This window comes from Candidatus Eisenbacteria bacterium, assembly GCA_035712145.1.
Classification (GTDB): domain Bacteria; phylum Eisenbacteria; class RBG-16-71-46; order RBG-16-71-46; family RBG-16-71-46; genus DASTBI01.
In genome coordinates this window covers 1-19,703 of sequence record DASTBI010000187.1, presented here as the reverse complement: position 1 = coordinate 19,703, position 19,703 = coordinate 1, and the positions used below count along the sequence as shown (strand labels likewise).

Genomic DNA, 19,703 nt, shown 5'->3' with positions numbered 1-19,703 from the left:
TTTCGCGGGTTCACTGCACATGACGACCTCCTCCGCGACCAAGGTGAGCGAGATTCGGCGTCGCGTCGTGCTGGTCGATTTCGACTGGCAGGATGCCGACCTCATTCCCGAGCTGCTCGCGCAGCCCGCGATCTCGGTGCGCCTGGTGGCCGGCTCGACCCCCGATGACGCGGGCGTTCGCCTCGCCGAGCTCTGCGGCTTGCCACGCACGGTGGACCTCGCGGACCTGACGCGGGAGATCTTCGATCTCGCGCTCATCAGCGAGCGCAGCCCGCGGCGGACCCAGATCGAAGGTCTGCTGCTCGCGCTGGGAACACCCAGCCTCACGCCGCAGTCGTTCATGGCCAACGGCGGGGCTCCGGACACCACACCCGGCGTCGAGGCGCCGCTGGAGCTCCACGCCGCCGCGATGGAGAGCGCACTCGGGGGCGAGCCCTTCGACCGGCTGGTGGAGCAGGCGCTCCCCGACATCTCGGACGACGCGCCAACCTCGCCGCCCGCGGTCCTGCCCAAGGGCGATCCCAGCTTCGTGATCGGAAGTCTCGACGACTTCCCGAGCATCGACGATCGGCGGGGTCTCGAGAACGCCCTGCAGCTCCTCATGAGCGACACCGGCGCGGGACGCGCCGAGCTGCATGTCGCGGGAGCCGAGGCGTCGGAGACCGTGGTCGAGATCGGTCCGTCGGACGCCTTGCTGCGCGGGCTGGTCGAGCTGGCGCGGGAGCGTGGGACCCCGCAGGTCGTCGCGAGCCTCGGAGGTCCGCCCGAGGGCGTGGCCTGGGGCGCCTGGCCGTTCCGCACGGCGACGCATCGTGGGGTGCTCGCGGCCGCGGGCATCTCGCCGGCCGAGGGTTGGTCGCGCTGGCAGCGGATGGTCGAGGAGCTGCGCGACACCTGGGATCATGCGGACCGGCAGAAAGCCGCACCCGCTTTTCCGATGGTTCCGGCCAAGACCTCGGGCGTGCTGGACCTCCAGGACTTCCGCACCGCGGTGGACCTGGCGGTCGAGCGCCACAACCACGACGGGCTGCGGTTCTCGCTGCATCGGCTGGACTTTCCCTCGTCCGACGAAGCCGTCACTCGGCTCCTCGAGCATCTTCCCAAGCAGGTGCGCGGCACCGATTCCCTCTGCCGTCCGCGACCGCGTTGCGTGCTGCTCCTCACCACCACGCCGCGCGAAGAATTCCCACGCGTGCAGAAGCGCATCGCCTCTCTGTGGGAGACGGTGTGGCTCGAGCTGGGCCTCGACCGCCCCGTCCCGGGCATGCGCGAGGAGCGAGTCGAGATCCGTCGCGCCGAAGACCTCGACGCCTTCTCGAAGCAGGCGAAGACCTGGCTCGAAGAGGACGAGGAGTAGACGAGGAGTCGTTCCACTCGGGCTCCCGCGCGAACTCGGATCGTTTCTACGGGCTCTTCGATGATCGCGGCGCCAGTGTGTGCCTCGTGCCTCCAGCCCGCCACCAAGAACCAGTGCGAGTTCGCGCAGAAGCCCGAGTCGAGCGCCGGCGGGACCCCGGCTCTTGATGAGCCCATCGCGGCCTGTCATGCTGCGGCTCCGCATGCCACCGACCGACACTGCATCGATTCGACGGCTCGCACCCGAGACCGCGTCACGGATCGCCGCCGGCGAAGTCATCGAACGCCCTTTGTCCGCCCTCAAGGAGATCCTCGAGAACGCGATCGACGCCGGGGCGGGGCGCATCGAGGTGCGCGTCGACGGCAGCCTGGATCGTGCCTTCCAGGTCGCCGATGACGGCTGCGGGATCGCGGCGGACGAGCTCGAGCTCGCGCTGGAGCGCCACGCGACCAGCAAGATCGGAGCCCTCGAAGACCTCGATCGCCTGACCTCGCTCGGCTTCCGCGGGGAAGCGCTGCCCAGCATCGCCGCCGTGAGCCGCATGCGGATCACCTCGCGACGCCCCGACACCGAAGGCGCCGCTTTCATCGCCGTGGACGGCGGAACGGTGACCTCGCGCGGCGCCGCGTCACGGGCGCCCGGCACGACGGTGGAGGTCTCCGACCTCTTTCACAACACGCCCGCGCGCCGGAAATTCCTGAGCTCGTCCACCGGCGAGCTGAGGGCCGCGCTGCGGCTCATCGAGGCGCTGGGCCTCGCTCATCCTCAAGTGTCGTTCCGGCTCGTGGTCGGCGATCGGCAACGCTTCGACTGGCCGGCCGCGCGCCAGGAAGGCATTGCCGGGGCACGGGAACGCGCCGCTTCCTTGTGGGGAGCGCGGCATGCCGAGCAGCGACTGGCGTTCACGGCCGAGCGCTCCGGCTTTGCGCTCCAGGCGTTGCTCGGGCTGCCCGAGCATGCCCGCGCGACGCGAGAAGGACAGATGGTGTTCGTCAACCGGCGCTGGATCCAGAGCCCGCTGGTCGGCCATGCGCTGCGGCAGGCCTATGGAGATCTTCTCCCGCCCGGACGCTTCCCGGTCGCAGCGCTGTGGATCTCGGTGCCCCCCGATCGGCTCGACGTGAACGTGCATCCCACCAAGCGCGAAGTTCGCTTCGCCGACGATGACGCCGTGTTCGCGCTCGTCGCTGGACCGTGCGCCCAGCACCTGGCCCATCTGCATCCTCCGTTCACCGTGGTCTATGGCAACGCGCCCGAGCCGAGGTGGGCGGGACGCGTGGCCGAGTCCCCGAAGGAACAGACCTCCCTCGGCCTCGAGCCGGGCCCGGGAACACCCGCGGCCGTGGCGCCGACCGCCGCCGCGCCCTCGGAGTCGGTGGGAGAGCCCGAGCTATGGCAGCTCCATCGCACGTACGTGCTCGCGCCCGTTCGCGGCGGCCTGGTGATCGTGGATCAGCACGCCGCGCACGAGCGGATCCTTTACGAAGAAGCGTGTGACCGCCTCCAGAGCCGGCAAGGCGAGGCGCAGCAGCTGCTCTTTCCGGCGCTGGTCGACCTCGAGCACGACCGCTTCGAGCTGCTGCTCGAGATCGGTCCGTCGCTCGAGCACCTCGGCTGGGATCTGTCCCTGCTGGGGCCACCCACGGTGGTCATCCAAGGCATCCCCGCGGGACTCCAGCGCGAGCGGCCGGGCGACGTGCTGCGCGACATCCTCGATGACGTCGCGCGCGACGGCTCTGACGGCGACCGCGTGGACGTCGCGGAGCGGCTGGCCCGCTCGTATGCGTGCCACGCTGCGGTGAAGGCCGGAATGCCGCTCACGCTCGGCGAGATGCGAACCCTCGTCGACCGGCTGTTCGCGACCCGCAAACCCCACGGCGATCCCCACGGGCGCCCCACCTACGTGAGGCTCGAGCTCGACGACCTCCACCGCCGATTCGGGCGCAGCTAGCGCGTGGGCGCCCCGCGCGCGATCGCCCTGGTCGGGGTGACCGCGACCGGCAAGACCGCGCTCGCCGAGGCGATCGCCGCCGATCTCGGCGCCGAAGTGGTGTGCTGCGACTCGCGCCAGGTGTTTCGAGAGCTCGACATCGGAACCGGAAAGCCCAGCCGCGAGGAACGGGCCGCGAGGCCGCACCATCTCTTCGACGCGCTCGAGATCGGGCAGCGCGGAAGCGCTGGATGGTTCGGGCGCGCCGCACAGGAGGCGCGCGACCGGATCCGCGGAAGCGGCCGCGTGCCGATGCTGGTGGGAGGGTCGGGTCTCTATCTGCGGGCCGCCACCGAAGGCCTCGCGGGAGAGCCACCTCACGACGCAGCGACGCGCATCCGCGTTCGCCAGGCGATGGAGGCCGAAGGTCCCGAGCCGATGCACCGGCGACTCGCCGAGCTCGATCCCGAAACGGCGGGGCGGCTCGCGCCGCGCGACCGCCAGCGGATCGCCCGCGCGCTCGAAGTGGTGGAGAGCAGCGGGCGGCCCATCTCATGGTGGCGCCGGCAGGCTCCGCCTGCCGCGAGCGAGGAGACGTGGGTGATCGTCGAGGTGGTCGAGGATCCGGCTCGGCTGCGAAGCCACATCGCCGAGCGCACCCGCTGGATGTTCGCTCACGGACTGGTCGAGGAGACCCAGGGGCTGCGCGCCGCGGGCCGCGAGGAGGTGTTGCGGTCGCTGCGCGCGATCGGATACGACGAGGCGCTCGCGCTCCTCGAAGGCAAGCTCACGCTGGCCGAAGCGGAGCAGCGGACCAACCTGCGCACGGCGCAGCTCGCGAAGCGTCAGCGCACGTGGTTTCGGCACCAGGTCCGCGCCATCCGGCTCCAGGCGCCGGTCGATGCACGGGCGCTGCGCGCGCGGATTCGCGAAACCCTGGAGGCCTGAAACCCCACGCGTTGACACTCGGTGGCTCGGGCTTTACCTTTCAACTCGATTCGAAGTGACGCTCTGGTGCGGGCATAGCTCAGTTGGTAGAGCGCGAGCTTCCCAAGCTTGAGGTCGCGGGTTCGAACCCCGTTGCCCGCTCCATCTCGTTCTCGATCCGGCGCTGCCCGAGCGGGCGCGAAGCCCGTTCGGCGCGCCTTTCGCGTGCTCGGCACTCGCAGGACGGAGCGTGTCCCCATCGTCGTGAGGTCGATTCCGACAGCCGCCGGCGCCCCCGTCATCGCCATCATCGGGCGTCCCAACGTCGGCAAGTCCACCTTCTTCAACCGCGTCCTCGGGACCCGGCGCGCGGTCGTGCACGACCGGCCCGGCATCACCCGCGACCGAAACGCCGCACGCACCGATTGGGCGGGGCGCACGTTCGTGCTGGTCGATACCGGCGGCTTCCTGCCGGGGTCCGCGGAGGCGCGCGACGCGGTGGTGAGGAGACAGGCCGAGCAGGCCATCGACCTGGCGGACGCGGTGATCTTCCTCACCGACGGCCGCACCGGCGTCACCGACCTGGACTCCGCCATCGCCCAGAACCTGCGCAAGCGATCGGTGCCGTGCCTGGTGGCCGTCAACAAGGTCGATCGTCCCGACGCCCCGATGGCTCAGGAGTTCTTCCGTCTCGGTCTCGGCGAGCCGATGGCGATCTCGGCCGAGAACGGCACCGGAATCGGCGATCTGCTCGATGCGGTGCTGTCGCTCGTGCCCAAGCGACCCGCGCCACCCGAAGACAAAGCGCCGCGCGTCGCCATCATCGGCAGGCCCAACGTCGGCAAGTCATCGCTGGTGAACGCGCTGTTGCGAGAAGACCGGGTGATCGTGGAGCCAAAACCCGGGACGACGATGGATCCCATCGACGCGCCATGGGCCACGCCCGTCGGACCCTTCGTGCTGGTCGACACCGCCGGCATTCGCCGTCAGGCGCGCTTCGCGGACGACACCGAGTTCTACGCCTCGATGCGCGCGCTGCAGGCATTGGAGCGCGCCGACGTGGCGTGCCTCGTGGTCGATGCGAACGAAGGCTTCCAGGCCCAGGATGCACGTCTGGTGCAGGAGGCGTTCGATGCCGGATGCGCCGTGCTGCTCGTCTACAACAAGTGGGACCTCATCGAAGGCCGTGAGACGCGGTGGAAGTCACTGAGCGAGGAACGGAGCGAACAATATCCGAGTCTCGCCGACTTGCCGGCGCTGCCGATCTCCGCCACGAAAGGCACCAACCTCCACCGGCTGCCGGTGCAGCTGCTCGGGCTCCATGAGCAGACCACGCGCCGGATTCCCACATCCCAGCTCAATCAGTTCCTGACCTCGGTGCAGCGCGAGCGGCAGGTCCCGAGCAACCGCCTCGGCCGTGAGCCCCGGCTGTACTACATGAAGCAGACGGGAAAGAGGCCGCCCGAATTCACCGTCTTCGTGAACGCGCCCGACCGCCTCAACGCCTCGTACCGGCGGTTTCTGTGGAGCCGGCTCACCGAGCGCTTCGAGTTCCGCGGCGTTCCGGTGCGGCTGCGTTTCCGGCGCAGCCAGTAGGTCATGGGTCTGGTGCTCATGGCGCTCGCCCTCGGTTACCTGAGCGGAGCGCTGCCCTGGGGACTGTGGCTCGGACGCTGGTTTCGGGGCGTCGATGTGCGCGAGCACGGCTCACGCAATCTCGGCGCCACGAACGTCTATCGCGTGCTCGGTCCACGGCTCGGCGTCGCGACCCTGCTGCTCGACGTGCTCAAGGGCGCGCTGCCGGTGTGGCTGGTTCCGGCGCTTCCGCAGATGGACCGCTTTCCCGGCGGTCAGGCATGGTGCGCGGTGGCGGTGGCGCTGGCTGCGGTCGCCGGACACGTCTGGACCTGCTTCGCCGGATTCAAGGGAGGGAAGGGCGTGGCCACGACCGCGGGGGTTCTGCTGGCGCTCGCGCCGCTGGCCTTCGGCGTATTCGTCGTCGTGTTCGTGATCACGCTGGCGCTCTCGCGATACGTCTCGCTGGGATCCGTGCTCGGTTCCGTGGCCTTCGTCATCGCGCTCGCGCTCATCGAAGGAACAAGGACACCCGCCTTCATGCTCGGCGGGTTGCTCGCGATCTTGGTGATCCTCCGTCATCGTGAGAACCTGAAGCGCCTCGCGCGCGGCGAGGAGCGACGGTTCTCGTTCAGGGGAGGCGCCTCGACATGAGTCGCGTCGCGGTTCTCGGCGCCGGATCGTGGGGCACGGCGCTCGCGGTGCTGCTGGCGGATGCTGGACACGAAGTCCGCCTGTGGGGGAGGAGTCGCGAGCTCCTGGCCCAGCTCGCGCGCGACCGTGAGAACCGGAAGTTTTTAGCTGGCATCACGCTCCCAGCGGGTATTAAGGTTCAGCCGGAACTGGAGGCGGCGCTCGGCTCAGCGGATGCGGTGACCTTCGTCGTTCCATCGCACGCACTGCGCGCGCTGGCCGGCGAGGTCAGCAAGAGCGGCTCGGTCGGGCTGGCGGTGTGCGCGACCAAAGGGCTCGAGCTCGCGACGCTCGAGCGTCCCACGGAAGTGCTGGGCGAGATGCTGGCGAAGCGCGACGTGGTCGCGCTCGTGGGACCGAGTCACGCCGAGGAGGTTTCACGGGGCGTTCCCACTTCGGTCGTCGCCGCCTGCGAGGACGAAGACCGGGCGCGGGAGGTGCAGCGGTTGTTCTCGACCGCGCGCTTCCGCGTCTACACCAACACGGACGTGGCGGGGTGTGAGTACGGTGCGGCGCTCAAGAACGTGATCGCGATCGCGGCGGGGGTGTGCGATGGGCTGGGCTACGGGGACAATACGAAAGGCGCTCTCCTGACCCGCGGGCTCGCGGAGATCGCGCGGCTGGGCATGGCGCTGGGCGGCCGGCGCGAGACCTTCTTCGGTCTCACCGGAATGGGGGACCTCGTCACCACCGCGATCAGCCGCCATAGCCGGAACCGCAACGTCGGCGAACGTCTCGGACGAGGCGAGAGCCTGGAGCAGATCACCCGCAGCATGGTGATGGTGGCCGAGGGCATTCACACCGCGCGCGCCGCGCTCGAGAGCGCGCGACGGCACGGCGTGGATCTGCCGATCACCGAGCAGGTCTGCGCCATCCTGGTCGATGGCAAGAGCCCGCGTCAGGCGCTCGAGACCCTCATGTCTCGAGAGCTGAAGAGCGAGGAATGGAAAGGAGGTGCCGCCGTTGTCACCCCTGAAAGCTGAAGCGCCGCCCGATTCCAAGCTCTATCGATCGATCAGCGAGGTGAGCGATCTCGTGGGCGTGAAGCCGCACGTCTTGCGCTACTGGGAAACGCAGTTCAGCATGCTGCGGCCGAAGAAGAACCGCGCCGGCAACCGCATGTACCGCCCCGAGGAAGTGAAGCTCCTGCTCCGCATCAAAGAGCTGCTCTACGACCGCCGATTCACCATCGCCGGCGCGCGCCGTCGTTTGCTCGACGAGCGCAAGGAGCCGGTTCCTCAGGTCGAGATGGGCTTCGCCGATGCCGAGAAGCGCTTGGTGCTGCACGAGGTGAAGACCGAGCTGCGGCAACTCCTGGATCGCCTGCGCGTTCGGGGCGGCGTCCGCAGCTAGATTTCCGGGGTCCCGGCATGGGGCCGGCGTGGTTTCTCTTGCTTCGCGAGAGGCGGTGGATACAATTCCGCCTCCGGAGCGATCCCCTGTCGCCCGCTCCGAAGGCCGCACTTCCAGGCGACTCCACGCAGCCGAGCAATGCATCGAGCGAGGAGGTTCCCCCATGCGGATTTCCAGGACTCTCGCGATCAGTTGCTTTCTTCTCACGTTCGCGGCCGCTGCCAACGCCGCGAGCTTCGTGTCGCCCTTGAGCGGTGACGAGGAGGTTCCGGCCCGCGACACCAAAGCGCGCGGCAATGCCGTCTACGACGTCAACGCGGACGGCACGGAGCTCCAATTCCGGTTGATTGCCTCCAACATCGACAACGTCATCCAGGCCCACATCCATCTCGGGCCCCGCGGCGCCAATGGGTCGGTCGTGGCGTTCCTCTACGGTCTGGTCCCTCCGGGTGGCGGAACGCACAACGGCATCCTGTCGGAAGGCACGATCACCGCGGCCAACCTGGTCGGACCGCTCGCGGGACAGCCGCTCTCGGCGCTGCTGGACGCGATGCGTGCCGGCAACACCTACACCAACGTCCACACCAATGACGGCGTGAATCCCACGAACACCGGCCCGGGCGACTTCCCGGGTGGAGAAATTCGCGGGCAGATTCGCCCTGTCGACTGATCCCTATCGAAAGGCGAAAGGGAGGGACGTTGTCCCTCCCTTTTTCGTTTCACCGTCGGACGAAGGTGAACGAAGCCCGCTCCTCGCCGGCCTCGAGTCGCAGGAAGTAGAAGCCGCTCGAAAGCCCCGCCGCGTCGAGCGCCAGGCTGTGAGAGCCGGCGTTCCGCGGCTCGTCGTCGAGCAGCGTGCGCACCACTCGGCCAAAGACGTCGTGGACCCGCAGGGTCACGCGCTGAGCGTGACCGAGGCGAAAGACGATCTCCGAGCGCGCGCGGATTGGATTGGGGGCCAGACGCACGGATGTCACGCGCCCAGCGGACGGAGCGGAAGGCTCGACCGACACCGTGGCATCGGCGAGTGCCGTGAGCCCGCTCTGTGGCCAGCCGCCCATCGACGTGAACGCTCCCCCGAGCTGGACCTTGCCGCTCACCGTCGTCATGTCGTAGGCGATGTCATTGGCGGAGGGATTCCAGGGGAGCGCGTTCCCGGTGCTCGCATGAAGCGCCGCGGCTCGCGGGCGCGGCTGCCCTCCTGCAGCGCCAAACTCGCCTGCCACGTAGACGCCTGCCGAGGCTGGAACGATCCGATAGACGATCGCGTCCGCGCCGGGATTCCAAGCGGTCGACGAGCCGGTGCCCGCGTCGATCGCCGCCACGCGCGACCGTGCGAGGACGCCGATCTGCGTGAAATCGCCGGCCGCGTACACGATGCCGGAGCTCCACGCCAGATGCGACACGGTGCCGTTGGCGTTCGGATTCCATGCCTGCGCCAGTCCGCTGGCGAGGTCGAGCGCCGCGACGCGGTTGCGTGACGTTCCGCCGATCGTCGTGAAGTCGCCCCCCGCATAGACCGTCGTCCCTGCGGTCGCCAGGGTGTAGACGACGGCGTTCGCATTGGGATTCCAGGGCGTCGCCGATCCGGAAGACAGGCTCAACGCCGCGATGCGGTTCCGGTTGGCGCCGCCGATCGAGCTGAACGTTCCTCCTGCGTACAGCGTGCTTCCGCTGGCGAGGAGGCTCAGCACCTGGCCGTTGGCGCCCGGATCCCAAGCGGTGACCGCGCCGCTCGCGGCATCGACCATCGCGAGGCGCGAGCGGTCGAGACCGCCGATGGTGGCGAAGACGCCTCCAGCGATCACGCTGGCTCCGCTCGTCGCGAGGCTCAGGACCGCCTGGTCGGCGCCGGGATTCCACGGCAGGACCTGGCCGTTCGCGAGATCGATGGCGGCGACGCGCTGTCGCGCGACGCCTCCGAGCACGGCGAAGTCGCCGGCGACGTAAACCGCGGAGGCGGTGGAGGCCAGTGCGCGGACCACGCCGGCGGGGCCTGGATTCCACGCGGTCACGGTTCCGGCCGCAGCATCGATCGCGGCGGCGCGGCTGCGCGGCTGACCGCCGATCGTGCCAAACGATCCGCCCGCGTAGACCGTGCCGCCCGACACCGTGAGCGCGCCGACGGTGCCGTCCGGGTTCGGGTTCCAGGCCGTCGCCGCGCCGCTCGCATCGAGCGCCGCCAGCGCATTGCGGCTGCTGCCGCCGATGCGGACGAAGTCCCCGCCCGCATAAACGGTGGATCCGCTGACCGCGAGCGCGAGCACGCTACCGAAGTTGTCCACGTCGGGATTCCAGGACGTCGCGTTCCCGCTGGCGGCATCGAGCGCGGCGATGCGAAAACGACTCTGGCCGCCGATGGTGTTGAAGTAACCTCCCGCGTAAACGATCGAGCCGCTGGCCGCGAGGGTGACCAACCCGCCGTTGGCGTTGGGATTCCAGCCGGTGAGCGCGCCGGTGCCGAGCAGGAAAGCGCCGGCGTAATTTCTCGGCTGACCTCCGACCTGGGTGAAGGAACCTCCCGCGAAGAGGGTGGTGCCGTTGCCCGCCAGTGTGTACACGGCGCCGTTGGCACCCGAGATCCAGGACGATGCGGCGCCCGAGACGGGATCGAGCGCGGCCAGGTACGGCCGGCTCTGCCCACCGATCGTGGTGAAGAGACCGGCTGCGTAGAGCGTCGAGCCGTTGAGCAACAGGGCGTAGACGATGCCGTCGGCGCCCGGATTCCAGGCCGCCACGCTGCCGTCGGCGAGGACGTGCGCCAGCCGGTTGCGGGAGACACCGCCGACGTGCGTGAAATCGCCGCCGAGGAACCAGCCTCCCGAGCCGTCGGCGATCACCGCGTACACGCCGCCTCCCGCCGCCTTGGCAAAGGGGGCGAGGGATGCGCCCGTGGCCGGATGGGTCGGGACTCCGGAACCCGTGGCCGGACCGACGCGGGTGAAGGTCCCGCCGATGTACATCGTCGTACCCGAGACCGCGATCGCGTTCACCTGTCCATCGGTGGCGGGGAACGAAGTGTCCACCGTCTGGCCGATGGCCGGTGCGGCGAACCCGGCGAGCAGGAGGGTGGTCCACGCCGCCGAACGAGCGCTCGGGCGGAAAGCGGAAATGCATCGAACAGCCGAGGGCTCGAGCGCACGATGAGAGGACATGGTGGGCCCCGGAGATGAAGCTGATCGTCATGAGCGCAGGTCGCGCGCGGCCGGCCTGCGCCTCGAGGGCGGATCACGCCGGCGGAAGTCTAGCAAGCGAACCGGCCTTGTCGAAGCACTCTCCGCGACTTGCGGGTGCCTGTCGGCTCCCTTATTGTCGCGGTCCCTCGATGCTGGTCGGGGCGTAGCGCAGCCTGGTAGCGCACCTGCATGGGGGGCAGGTGGTCGCTGGTTCAAATCCAGTCGCCCCGACCATTTCCTTTCTCCCTGACCGCTTGCACACCGTCCTCGGGTACCTGATCGCGAACCTCGGTGTTCGGCTGCTTCCTCCATGGCTCGCGGACGGTCTGAGCGTGTGGCTGGCGCGAGGCGTCTTCGCGCTTCGTCCTCCCGCCCGTCGCGCGGCCGAGCTCAATCTCGAGCGGCTGGATCCCGGCTTGCCACCCAAGCGCCGGCGCCGGCTCGCGCGGATGGCCTTCGAGCACTTCGCGCTCGTGCTGGTCGAATTCCTGCGCGGCGGCCACGGCCGAGACGCGCGCGACGAGGTGATCATCCGCGGACGCCGTCATTTCGACCGAGCGCTCGGTCAAAAGCGCGGCGTGATCCTCCTGTCCGCGCACATCGGCAATTGGGAGCGCGGCGCTGCCTTCGTGGCCGCCGCCGGTGCGCCGCTCTCGGTCGTCGCGCGTCCGCACCCTCACCGCTGGGTGGACGGCTTGTTCCGGCGGTGCCGGCGGCGGGCCGGAGTGGAAACCCTGGACGGACGGCCGCTGTGGGCGCCCGCGGCCGGTGCTCTGCGCCGCGGAGAATGGATCGCGCTGCTCGGCGATCGCGCGACGGGCGCGACCAGCTCGGTGTGCGCGTGGGCCGGAGCTCTGGCCCGTCGCACCGGAGCGATGGTGCTGCCCGCGGTGATGGTGAGGACCGCGCCGAACCAATATGTCGCCTGCTTCGGCGCTCCGCTGAGCCCGCGCGATTGCGCGAGCGGGGGCTATCGCGACGCGATGCGGCGTTTCCTGCGCCGCTACCCGTCGCAATGGTGCGCCTTCGAGTCGCTGCCCGCCGGGTGGGCATGATGCGCGTCGCCGCGCTGATCCCGGCCTACCAGGCGGCCGAGCGGCTGGGCGAGGTGCTGCTCGGACTCCAGGCCCTGGAGGCGTCCCCCGAGGTGCTGGTGGTCGACGACGGGTCGCGGGACGCGACGGCCCAAGTCGCCCGCCAATACGGCGCGCGCGTTCTCTCCTTCGCCGCCAACCGCGGCAAGGGCCACGCGCTGCTCGCCGGCTTCGAGGCGCTGCGCGACTACGACGGCGTGGTCACGCTGGATGCCGACGGACAGCATCCGCCCGAGTGCTTTCCCGCCTTCGTCGAGGCCGCGCAGGGAGGCGCCGACCTCGTGCTCGGGGTCCGCGCGAGAACCCCGTCGATGCCTCCGGCACGCCGCTTCGCGAATGCGTTCTCATCGGGCTGGACCACGTGGCTCGCCGGCCAGACGGTGACCGACAGCCAGTCCGGCTACCGGCTCTACACCGGCCGCCTGCTCCGGCGGACGCCGATCACGCCGGGACGCTACGAGGTGGAGACCGAGGTGGTGGTGCGCGCGTCTCGCCTCGGCTTCCGCTTCACCGAAGTGGTGATCCCGACCGTCTACGGCGACGCCGGCAGCCACATCCATCCGTTCCGCGACGTGCCGCGGATCGGCTCGGTCCTCGTGCGGCTCACGCTCGAGCGCCTGGCGCCGCCGCGCGTCATGCGCGAGGCACAGCGCGGAGAGCCCGCATGAACATCCTCATCACCAACGACGACGGCATCCACGCGCCCGCGCTCGTGGCCCTGCAGCGCGCGCTCTCGGAGATCGGCGCGGTGACCGTGGTGGTGCCCGACCGGGACCAGAGCGCGACGTCGCACTCGCTCACGCTCCACCGGCCGCTGCGGATCCATCGACACGACGGCAACCGCTTCAGCGTGGACGGCACGCCCACGGACTGCGTGCTCATCGCCTGGCACGGATTGCTCGAGCACAAGCCGGATCTGGTGGTCTCCGGCATCAACCACGGACCGAACATGGGGGAGGACGTCTTCTATTCGGGAACCGTGGCCGCCGCGATCGAGGGCGCGATGCAGGGGGTGCCGGCGATCGCCGCCTCGCTGGTGACCCGGGAGACCGCGGACTTCGTGGAGCCGGCGCGGTTCATCCGCGACCTCGCCTCGGAGGTGATGCGCCGCGGATCGAGCGGCAAGCAGGTGCTGAACGTGAACCTGCCCCATCGGCCGTGGAGCGAGGTTCGCGGCGTGCGGTTCACGAAGCTCGGCACCCGCGTCTACACCGACACGCTAATCGAGAAGACCGATCCCCGCGGACGCGCCTATTATTGGATCGGAGGGCGGGAGCCGGTGTGGCAGGCCGATGAAGGCACCGACTTCCAGGCCGTGAGCGAGGGGTACATCTCGGTGACGCCGCTGGCCCTCGATCTCACCGACTATCGGGCGGTGGTGGACATGGAGCGCTGGAATCTCGAGCCGTGAAAGAGCAGGGCACCAAGGACTTCACGATCGCCCGGCGACGGATGATCGAAGAGCAGCTCGTCGCCCGCGGGATTCGCGACCCGCGGGTGCTCGAGGCCATGGCCACGGTCCCGCGCGACCGCTTCGTGGACGCGAGCCTATGGCCGCGCGCCTACGGGGATCATGCGCTGCCGACCGTCGAAGGGCAGACCATCTCGCAGCCCTGGATCGTGGCGCGCATGCTCGAGCTGGCCGATCTTTCACCCGAGCAGCGCGTGCTCGAGATCGGCACCGGAAGCGGTTACCAGACGGCGCTGCTGGCGCGAATCGTCGAGCGCGTGTTCAGCGTGGAGCGCGTGCCGTCGTTGCTGCGCGCGGCGCGCACCCGGCTCGATCAGCTCGGCATCACGAACGTCGTGCTACGCCATGGTGACGGGAGCCTCGGGTGGCAGGAGTACGCCCCCTATGCTAGGGTGCTCGTCACCGCTGCGGCACCCCGCGTCCCTCGGGCCTTGATGGACCAGCTCGATGAGCGGGGTGTTTTGGTGATTCCCGTAGGGGGTCCGCGCTTGCAGTACCTCGAGGTCTGGAAGCGCGCGGCGACGAACCGGTGGGAGCACGTGCGTCATAGCGAGTGCCGCTTCGTTCCACTGGTCGGCCGCGACGCCTGGCCCGAGGGTGAGGACCCACGCGAAGCGCCGCACGAATGACGTCGGGGCGTGGCTCAGCCTGGTAGAGCACCTGGTTCGGGACCAGGGGGTCGGAGGTTCAAATCCTCTCGCCCCGACCATTCCACCCGCATCTCGCCCGCGGAAGCAGCGCTTCCCGCTTGACAGGGCACCGTTCCGCGGGCCAATGCTACCCTGCTCGTGATGCCTCGTCTTCACGTCCTCGTTCGCGGCCGCGTTCAGGGAGTGGGCTTCCGCTGGTTCGTCCTGAAGCGGGCACGCGACCTCGGTCTCAGCGGGCAGGTTCGGAATCGCCCGGACGGGACCGTGGAGGCCGAAGCGGAAGGCGCTCGCAGCGCGCTCGAGGAGTGGCTCGAGCGGTTGCGTGAGGGGCCGGCGGGCGCTCGAGTCGAGCGCGTCCACGAAACCTGGGGCGAAGAGACGTCGGGATTCAAAGGGTTCGAGATCGTCCATTAGGCTGTCGAAAGTCGGGGAAAGATGAGCGGACCGGAGCTCACCCGCTTCAGCCAGCGCCTCCAGTCGATCCTTCAGCAGTCGAGGATCGCGGGAGAGGTGAGGGTGCGAGACTACGAAGCCTTGCTGGTCGATCCGGACTTCGATCCGGTCGCCTTCGAGCGCTTTCGCGCCGACGCGCAACGCTCGGGCCTCTCGCTCCCCGAGACCGACGAAGAGCCCACGGCCGCGGACCAGGTCATTCCGGCAGGCGAGCCGGAGCGCGACCTCCTCGACATCTATCTCGGCGAAATCGGGCGCATCCCGCTGCTCACGCATGAGGATCTGATCGAGATCGCCTATCGCTCGCGTGCAGGGGACGAGCTGGCGCGCAAGCGGATCATCCTCGCCAATCTCCGGCTGGTGGTGCACGTCGCCCGGAGCTATCGCAGCCGTGGCCTGCCGCTCCTCGACCTGATCGAGGAAGGCAATCTCGGACTCATCATGGCGGTCGATCGCTTCGAGCCCGAACGTGGCCTGCGCTTCAGCACCTACGCGGCGATCTGGATCCGCCAGGCGATCCTGCGCGGTCTCGCCGAGCAGTCCCGCTCGGTCCGCATTCCGGTGCAGATGTTCCAGCAGGTCAGCCGCTTCAATCGCGCCGAGCGCACCCTGCGAGCGCGGCTCAACCGCGAGCCGCGGATGGACGAGATCGCGGTGGAGCTCGGGATCTCCACGCCCCGCGCCGAGCGACTGGCCGCCTTGATCACGGGCCTGCGCTCGCTCGACGAAGGCTCGGGGCTCGAAGCGTTCGAGCAGCTCTCGACCGAGGACCTCGGCGAGGCGCCGCCCTCGGTGGAGCGCCTGGTCGAGATCCAGCTCGAGCACGAGAAGCTGGACCGGCTGCTGCGGTCGCTCAGCCAGCGCGAGGAGCAGATCCTGCGCATCCGCTATGGATTCTACGACGGCGTCGCGCGCACCCTGGCGCAGACCGGCGAGCACTTCGGGATCTCGCGCGAGCGAGTCCGCCAGATCGAGGCGCGCGCGCTCGACAAGCTGCGACGCGCCCTCGACTACCACGAGCTGGAGCGCGCTTCCGGCACCGTCATCCATTGAACCCCGAGCTCGACCTTCGCCGCTTCATCCGCGACGTCCCGGACTTTCCGCGACGCGGGATCGTCTTCAAGGACATCACGCCGCTGCTGGCCGAGCCGCGCGCGTTGTCTCAGGCGATCCGCTCGATGGCGGATCGCGTCGAGCCGCCCGACGCCGTGGTGGCGATCGAGTCGCGGGGATTCCTGTTTGGCGTCGGCCTTGCGCTCGCCTGGAACGTGCCGCTGGTGCCGGCCCGCAAGTTCGGGAAGCTCCCGGGTCCGACCGTGCGTCAGGTCTATTCGCTCGAGTACGGGGAAGACACGCTCGAGATCCAGGCCGACGCGCTGCGCAGCGGACAGCGCGCGGTGATCGTGGATGATGTGCTCGCGACGGGAGGCACCGCGGCGGCGACCGCGCGCCTGGTCGAGCAGCTCGAAGCCCGGGTCGAGGCGTTGCTGTTCCTGATCGAGCTGAAGGATCTCGGTGGACGCGCGATGCTGGCGTCCTATCCGGTCGAGGCCTTGCTGGAGCTCGAGACCGGAGAGGGCTGAGGGGCCGGGGACCGCAGTCCCACCGTCACGCCCGCCAGCACGACCGCCGCGCCGATCAGCGTCGACACTCCCAGGCGCTCGTGCCGGACCAGGGCGCCGAGGCTCACCGCGACGGGTGGCAGGATGACCGCGATGTAGCTGGTGCGCGAGATCTCCCAGTGGTTCACCAGCCATGCCCACAGCACGAACGCGCCGACCGACCCGGCAACCGCCAAATAGAGGATCGGCGCGATCTCCTCCCACGTCGTCGGCACTCGCATCGGCTCGCGCAGCAAGGTGGTCCACAAGAGGCACGCCAGCATCCCCACCAGGCAACCGACCGCGTTGGTGATGATCGGCGACTGCCGAGGGCCGCGTTTCAGGGCCACCGAGCCCAGACACGCGACCCAGGTGGCGATCAGGACCTCCACCAATCCGAGCGGATGGACCGCCGCCTGGAGCTGGGACGAGAACATCAGCACGATGCCGCCCAGCGCGATGAGGCCGCCGAGGATGCGGCGCCGCGACAGACGCTCGAGGCCGAAGACGCGCGCGAAGAAGATGGTGGAGAGGGGAATCGTGGCGAACACGACCGCCGCCAGTCCCGAGGGCACGGTCATCTCGCCGAGATAGAGCAGAGGGAAGTTGAGCCCGAACTGGCAGAAGCCGTAGACCGAAGCGCTGCGCAGCGCCGCGCCACGCGGAAACGGAAGGCGCCGCACCGCCATGATCGCGAACAGGATCGCCGCCGCCACCGCGAGCCGCAGGGTCGCGCCCCACACCGGGGGAACGGCGTCGTTGCCGATGGCGATGACGAGGAAAGTGCTGCCCCAGATCAGCACGCAGCCTACGAACGCGCTGTAGAGCGTCGCGTTCGAGGGCGGACCTTGGACTCGGGGCATCGGACGGCGCATGGTAGCGGCACCGCGTCGGCATTCACAAAGCACGGATTGGGGCCGCAGCCAGGCCCCGCGAGCGGCCAACCCGAAGGCGTCGTATCTGTTGGTGTCGGAATCACTTATGCGCTACACTTCACCGTCGTTGCCGGTCCATGCCGGCGACGGGTAGTGTTGATGCTTCTCCCTCGAAGTCGGAAGCACCCTCGCACCTCCAAGTCAGGTCGTGAAACCACCATGCGGGTCGTTCTACTCAGGCACGGACCAGCCGGAAAACGCGATCCCGAGCGATGGGCGGACGATGATGCGCGGCCGCTGACGCCGCGCGGCATCGCCCGCACGCAGCTCGCCTGCCGCGGCCTGATCCGCCTGGAGCGCGATCTCTCCCGCATCCTCACCAGTCCGCTGACCCGCGCGGCCGAAACCGCGCAGATCCTGGCCGAAACCTGCGAAGACCGGGCCAAGCCCGAGACGTTCGACGCGCTGGCGCCGGGTCATTCTTTCCGCACGGTGCTCGAGCGGCTGTCGAAGCTTCCGCCCGACGAGACCGTGGCGCTGGTCGGCCACGAGCCGGACCTCGGCAAGCTCGCCGGCGTGTTGCTGATCGGCGCGCCCGCCGCTTTGCCGCTCAAGAAGGCCGGTGCGTGCGTCATCTCCTTCGAGGGACAGGTGGCGGCCGGGTCGGGGCACCTCGAGTGGTTCCTGACTCCCGGCGTGCTGCGCCGGCATGTCCGTCACTCGAAGAAGGCCAAGGTATGAACGATCCGCTTCCACCGCAGACCGGACCCATCTGGCCGTATCCGGGCCGGCTCTTCATCGTCGAGGGCGTGGACGGCTCGGGCAAGAGCACCCAGCTCACGCTGCTCGCGCAATGGCTGCGCAGCGAAGGATTCCTGGTCGTCTACAGCGAGTGGAACTCGTCGCCGATCGTGCGCGAGACGACCAGCCGCGGAAAGAAGCGGCAGCTCCTCACGCCGCTCACCTTCTCGCTCATCCACGCCACCGATTTCGCCGACCGGGTCGAGCGCGAGATCGTGCCCTCGCTCAAGGCCGGCGCGATCGTGCTGGCCGACCGCTACGTGTACACGGCTTTCGCGCGTGATGTGGCGCGTCGCGTGGACCCGCAGTGGGTGAGGAGCCTCTATCGCTTCGCACCGGCGCCCACGTTGGCCTTCTATTTCCGCACGCCGCTCGAAGTCGCCCTCAAGCGCATCCTCAGCGGCCGGCCCAAGCTCAAGTACTACGAAGCGGGCATGGACCTGGGGCTTCATCCGGATGCGAGCGAGTCCTACCGGATCTTCCAGTCCCGCATCCTGGTCGAGTACGAGAAGCTGGTTCAGGAGTACGGGCTGCACGTCATGGACGCGGTGCTTCCCGTGGAGGTCCAGCAGCGGCAGCTACGCGAGACCATTCTGCCCATGCTGGCCGACATCAAGGGACCGAGGCTCCAGCATGCGGCGCGCTGAGACTTACGGCGGCAATATTCCGGGCCTCCAGCTGACCGACCTTTCCGGCTGGCTGATCGTGGTCGAGGGAACCGACGGCGTCGGGCGCACCACCCACATCGATCGCCTGCGCGCTCACCTCGAGCGCTCCGGCTATGCGGTTGCCGAGACCGGACTGACCCGGTCCGATCTGGCGAGCCGCGGGATCCGCCGCGCCAAGATGGGGAATACCCTGGCTTCCACCGCCTACAATCTCTACTACGCGACCGACTTCGCCGACCGTCTCGAGCACCAGATCATTCCCGCGCTGCGCTCGGGATTCGTGATGCTCACGGATCGCTACATCTATTCGCTGATCGTGCGCGCCATCGCCCGCGGCGCCGATCCCGAGTGGGTCAAGCAGGTCTACTCCTTCTCGCTCAAGCCCGACGCCGTCTTCTACCTGCGCATCGAGGTCCCGGAACTCGTGCCTCGCGTGCTCGCCAACGGCGGCTTCGACTACTGGGAGTCCGGCATGGACATCCCGATGGGGGAGGACCTGTTCGAGTCCTTCATCCGCTACCAGCAGCGGGTGATCACCGAGCTCGACGGCCTGTCCCGTGAATACGACTTCTACCCCATCGATGCGACCGGCAACGTGGACGAGATCTCCGACGACCTCTGCAATCGCGTCACCGCGTTGCTGCGGGCCGGCGACTCTGGCTCGTTCGGTCCATGACCACCGCGCATCTCACCGCGGTAGGTCCCGCGCGCGGGCGCCGGACGGATGTCGTCGCGCTGGTTCGGCGCCTGATGGGCGCGATCGACTCCGCGGCGGTCCGCGTTCGAGCGGGCCGCGACCCCGAGGCCATCCACGATCTGCGCGTCGCCTGCAGGCGACTCGAGAGCGCGCTCACGGCCTGGGCCGAGGCGTTCGAGCCGGGAGCGGTTCGACGGGCGAGGCGCGGGCTCAAGCGACTGCGCGACCGTCTGTCGCCAGCGCGAGAGCGTGAGGCGCTCGCCGAGCAGTTCGCCGAGCTCTTCGCCGAGGAATCCCTCACCGTCCGCGAGGTCGGGATCGTCGAGCTCGAGCGGCTCGAGCGGCGGGTGGCCATGGCCCGCGCCCGTGCGGCGGGAGAGGT

21 protein-coding genes and 3 tRNA genes are annotated in these 19,703 nt (G+C 69.2%); 22 read left to right on the top strand and 2 right to left on the bottom strand.

All coding sequences use genetic code 11. From position 1 onward, the window contains the following. Positions 1–19: 19 nt before the first annotated feature. From VFQ05_12975 to VFQ05_12935, 9 genes are all read left to right on the top strand, one after another. Positions 20–1,357: a hypothetical protein gene (locus VFQ05_12975; protein ID HET9327671.1), complete on the top strand. Its 1,338-nt coding sequence runs from the start codon at positions 20–22 to the stop codon at positions 1,355–1,357. Positions 1,358–1,544: 187 nt separating this feature from the next. Continuing rightward, positions 1,545–3,308 (top strand): DNA mismatch repair endonuclease MutL, encoded by a 1,764-nt coding sequence (gene mutL / locus VFQ05_12970; protein HET9327670.1) that lies wholly within the window; start codon positions 1,545–1,547, stop codon positions 3,306–3,308. A gap of 3 nt (positions 3,309–3,311) precedes the next feature. Then, positions 3,312–4,235, top strand: coding sequence for a tRNA (adenosine(37)-N6)-dimethylallyltransferase MiaA (gene miaA, locus VFQ05_12965; protein ID HET9327669.1), 924 nt, complete (start codon positions 3,312–3,314; stop codon positions 4,233–4,235). Between the two features lie 68 nt (positions 4,236–4,303). Next, positions 4,304–4,379 (top strand) — tRNA-Gly (locus VFQ05_12960). Between the two features lie 99 nt (positions 4,380–4,478). Further along, on the top strand, positions 4,479–5,810 hold the full coding sequence (gene der / locus VFQ05_12955) for a ribosome biogenesis GTPase Der (GenBank protein ID HET9327668.1): 1,332 nt from the start codon (positions 4,479–4,481) through the stop codon (positions 5,808–5,810). A gap of 3 nt (positions 5,811–5,813) precedes the next feature. Then, positions 5,814–6,443 (top strand): glycerol-3-phosphate 1-O-acyltransferase PlsY, encoded by a 630-nt coding sequence (gene plsY / locus VFQ05_12950; GenBank protein HET9327667.1) that lies wholly within the window; start codon positions 5,814–5,816, stop codon positions 6,441–6,443. Further along, complete coding sequence (locus tag VFQ05_12945) at positions 6,440–7,465, top strand: NAD(P)H-dependent glycerol-3-phosphate dehydrogenase (GenBank protein HET9327666.1); 1,026 nt, start codon at positions 6,440–6,442, stop codon at positions 7,463–7,465. Before plsY ends, VFQ05_12945 begins: the two co-directional genes overlap by 4 nt. Next, positions 7,446–7,835 carry a MerR family transcriptional regulator gene (locus VFQ05_12940; GenBank protein HET9327665.1) on the top strand — a complete coding sequence of 130 codons (390 nt, stop codon included), beginning with the start codon at positions 7,446–7,448 and terminating at the stop codon, positions 7,833–7,835. The genes VFQ05_12945 and VFQ05_12940 overlap by 20 nt, the downstream gene beginning before the upstream one ends. 163 nt (positions 7,836–7,998) lie before the next feature. Then, positions 7,999–8,505, top strand: a complete 507-nt coding sequence (locus tag VFQ05_12935) for a CHRD domain-containing protein (GenBank protein ID HET9327664.1) — start codon at positions 7,999–8,001, stop codon at positions 8,503–8,505. A gap of 49 nt (positions 8,506–8,554) precedes the next feature. Here the strand turns inward: VFQ05_12935 and VFQ05_12930 are convergent, their stop codons facing one another. Next, on the bottom strand, positions 8,555–10,990 hold the full coding sequence (locus VFQ05_12930; protein ID HET9327663.1) for a T9SS type A sorting domain-containing protein: 2,436 nt from the start codon (positions 10,988–10,990) through the stop codon (positions 8,555–8,557). A 178-nt stretch (positions 10,991–11,168) separates the two neighbouring features. Between VFQ05_12930 and VFQ05_12925 the strand changes: the two genes are divergently transcribed. The 9 genes from VFQ05_12925 to VFQ05_12885 all read left to right on the top strand — a co-directional run bounded on the left by VFQ05_12925 (position 11,169) and on the right by VFQ05_12885 (position 16,262). Further along, positions 11,169–11,245: transfer RNA gene (locus VFQ05_12925), tRNA-Pro, on the top strand. A 20-nt stretch (positions 11,246–11,265) separates the two neighbouring features. Then, positions 11,266–12,066: a hypothetical protein gene (locus VFQ05_12920; GenBank protein HET9327662.1), complete on the top strand. Its 801-nt coding sequence runs from the start codon at positions 11,266–11,268 to the stop codon at positions 12,064–12,066. Then, positions 12,063–12,773, top strand: a complete 711-nt coding sequence (locus tag VFQ05_12915; GenBank protein HET9327661.1) for a glycosyltransferase family 2 protein — start codon at positions 12,063–12,065, stop codon at positions 12,771–12,773. The genes VFQ05_12920 and VFQ05_12915 overlap by 4 nt, the downstream gene beginning before the upstream one ends. Next, entirely contained in the window at positions 12,770–13,516 is a 747-nt protein-coding gene (surE, locus tag VFQ05_12910) for a 5'/3'-nucleotidase SurE (GenBank protein HET9327660.1), read from the top strand. The genes VFQ05_12915 and surE overlap by 4 nt, the downstream gene beginning before the upstream one ends. Further along, on the top strand, positions 13,513–14,205 hold the full coding sequence (locus tag VFQ05_12905) for a protein-L-isoaspartate(D-aspartate) O-methyltransferase (GenBank protein ID HET9327659.1): 693 nt from the start codon (positions 13,513–13,515) through the stop codon (positions 14,203–14,205). Before surE ends, VFQ05_12905 begins: the two co-directional genes overlap by 4 nt. 3 nt (positions 14,206–14,208) lie before the next feature. Further along, a tRNA-Pro gene (locus tag VFQ05_12900) sits at positions 14,209–14,285 on the top strand. 82 nt (positions 14,286–14,367) lie between these two features. Beyond that, complete coding sequence (locus VFQ05_12895; protein HET9327658.1) at positions 14,368–14,640, top strand: acylphosphatase; 273 nt, start codon at positions 14,368–14,370, stop codon at positions 14,638–14,640. A gap of 21 nt (positions 14,641–14,661) precedes the next feature. After that, positions 14,662–15,732, top strand: a complete 1,071-nt coding sequence (locus VFQ05_12890; GenBank protein ID HET9327657.1) for an RNA polymerase sigma factor RpoD/SigA — start codon at positions 14,662–14,664, stop codon at positions 15,730–15,732. Further along, positions 15,729–16,262: an adenine phosphoribosyltransferase gene (locus tag VFQ05_12885; protein ID HET9327656.1), complete on the top strand. Its 534-nt coding sequence runs from the start codon at positions 15,729–15,731 to the stop codon at positions 16,260–16,262. Before VFQ05_12890 ends, VFQ05_12885 begins: the two co-directional genes overlap by 4 nt. Here VFQ05_12885 and VFQ05_12880 read toward each other — a convergent pair. After that, positions 16,217–17,143, bottom strand: a complete 927-nt coding sequence (locus VFQ05_12880) for an EamA family transporter (protein ID HET9327655.1) — start codon at positions 17,141–17,143, stop codon at positions 16,217–16,219. The two genes, VFQ05_12885 and VFQ05_12880, sit on opposite strands and share 46 nt — an antisense overlap. A gap of 231 nt (positions 17,144–17,374) precedes the next feature. Here VFQ05_12880 and sixA point away from each other — a divergent pair, with 231 nt between their 5' ends. The 4 genes from sixA to VFQ05_12860 form a co-directional block, all read left to right on the top strand. Further along, complete coding sequence (gene sixA / locus VFQ05_12875) at positions 17,375–17,896, top strand: phosphohistidine phosphatase SixA (protein ID HET9327654.1); 522 nt, start codon at positions 17,375–17,377, stop codon at positions 17,894–17,896. Further along, the gene (locus VFQ05_12870) at positions 17,893–18,603 is read left to right on the top strand and encodes a thymidylate kinase (GenBank protein HET9327653.1); all 711 of its coding nucleotides are present in this window, start codon (positions 17,893–17,895) and stop codon (positions 18,601–18,603) included. Before sixA ends, VFQ05_12870 begins: the two co-directional genes overlap by 4 nt. Beyond that, positions 18,590–19,300 (top strand): thymidylate kinase, encoded by a 711-nt coding sequence (locus tag VFQ05_12865; protein ID HET9327652.1) that lies wholly within the window; start codon positions 18,590–18,592, stop codon positions 19,298–19,300. Before VFQ05_12870 ends, VFQ05_12865 begins: the two co-directional genes overlap by 14 nt. Next, positions 19,297–19,703: CHAD domain-containing protein (locus tag VFQ05_12860; GenBank protein ID HET9327651.1), on the top strand; the 407-nt coding region annotated here is incomplete at its 3' end. The genes VFQ05_12865 and VFQ05_12860, both read left to right, overlap by 4 nt.

Bases quoted from the DNA above. Each gene is read 5' to 3' on its own strand.
- VFQ05_12975 (HET9327671.1), top strand. From the start codon at position 20: ATGACGACCTCCTCCGCGACCAAGGTGAGCGAGATTCGGCGTCGCGTC.
- mutL (HET9327670.1), top strand. From the start codon at position 1,545: ATGCTGCGGCTCCGCATGCCACCGACCGACACTGCATCGATTCGACGG.
- plsY (HET9327667.1), top strand. From the start codon at position 5,814: ATGGGTCTGGTGCTCATGGCGCTCGCCCTCGGTTACCTGAGCGGAGCG.
- VFQ05_12945 (HET9327666.1), top strand. From the start codon at position 6,440: ATGAGTCGCGTCGCGGTTCTCGGCGCCGGATCGTGGGGCACGGCGCTC.
- VFQ05_12935 (HET9327664.1), top strand. From the start codon at position 7,999: ATGCGGATTTCCAGGACTCTCGCGATCAGTTGCTTTCTTCTCACGTTC.
- VFQ05_12930 (HET9327663.1), bottom strand. From the start codon at position 10,990: ATGTCCTCTCATCGTGCGCTCGAGCCCTCGGCTGTTCGATGCATTTCC.
- VFQ05_12915 (HET9327661.1), top strand. From the start codon at position 12,063: ATGATGCGCGTCGCCGCGCTGATCCCGGCCTACCAGGCGGCCGAGCGG.
- surE (HET9327660.1), top strand. From the start codon at position 12,770: ATGAACATCCTCATCACCAACGACGACGGCATCCACGCGCCCGCGCTC.
- VFQ05_12895 (HET9327658.1), top strand. From the start codon at position 14,368: ATGCCTCGTCTTCACGTCCTCGTTCGCGGCCGCGTTCAGGGAGTGGGC.
- VFQ05_12890 (HET9327657.1), top strand. From the start codon at position 14,662: ATGAGCGGACCGGAGCTCACCCGCTTCAGCCAGCGCCTCCAGTCGATC.
- VFQ05_12880 (HET9327655.1), bottom strand. From the start codon at position 17,143: ATGCCCCGAGTCCAAGGTCCGCCCTCGAACGCGACGCTCTACAGCGCG.
- sixA (HET9327654.1), top strand. From the start codon at position 17,375: ATGCGGGTCGTTCTACTCAGGCACGGACCAGCCGGAAAACGCGATCCC.
- VFQ05_12870 (HET9327653.1), top strand. From the start codon at position 17,893: ATGAACGATCCGCTTCCACCGCAGACCGGACCCATCTGGCCGTATCCG.
- VFQ05_12865 (HET9327652.1), top strand. From the start codon at position 18,590: ATGCGGCGCGCTGAGACTTACGGCGGCAATATTCCGGGCCTCCAGCTG.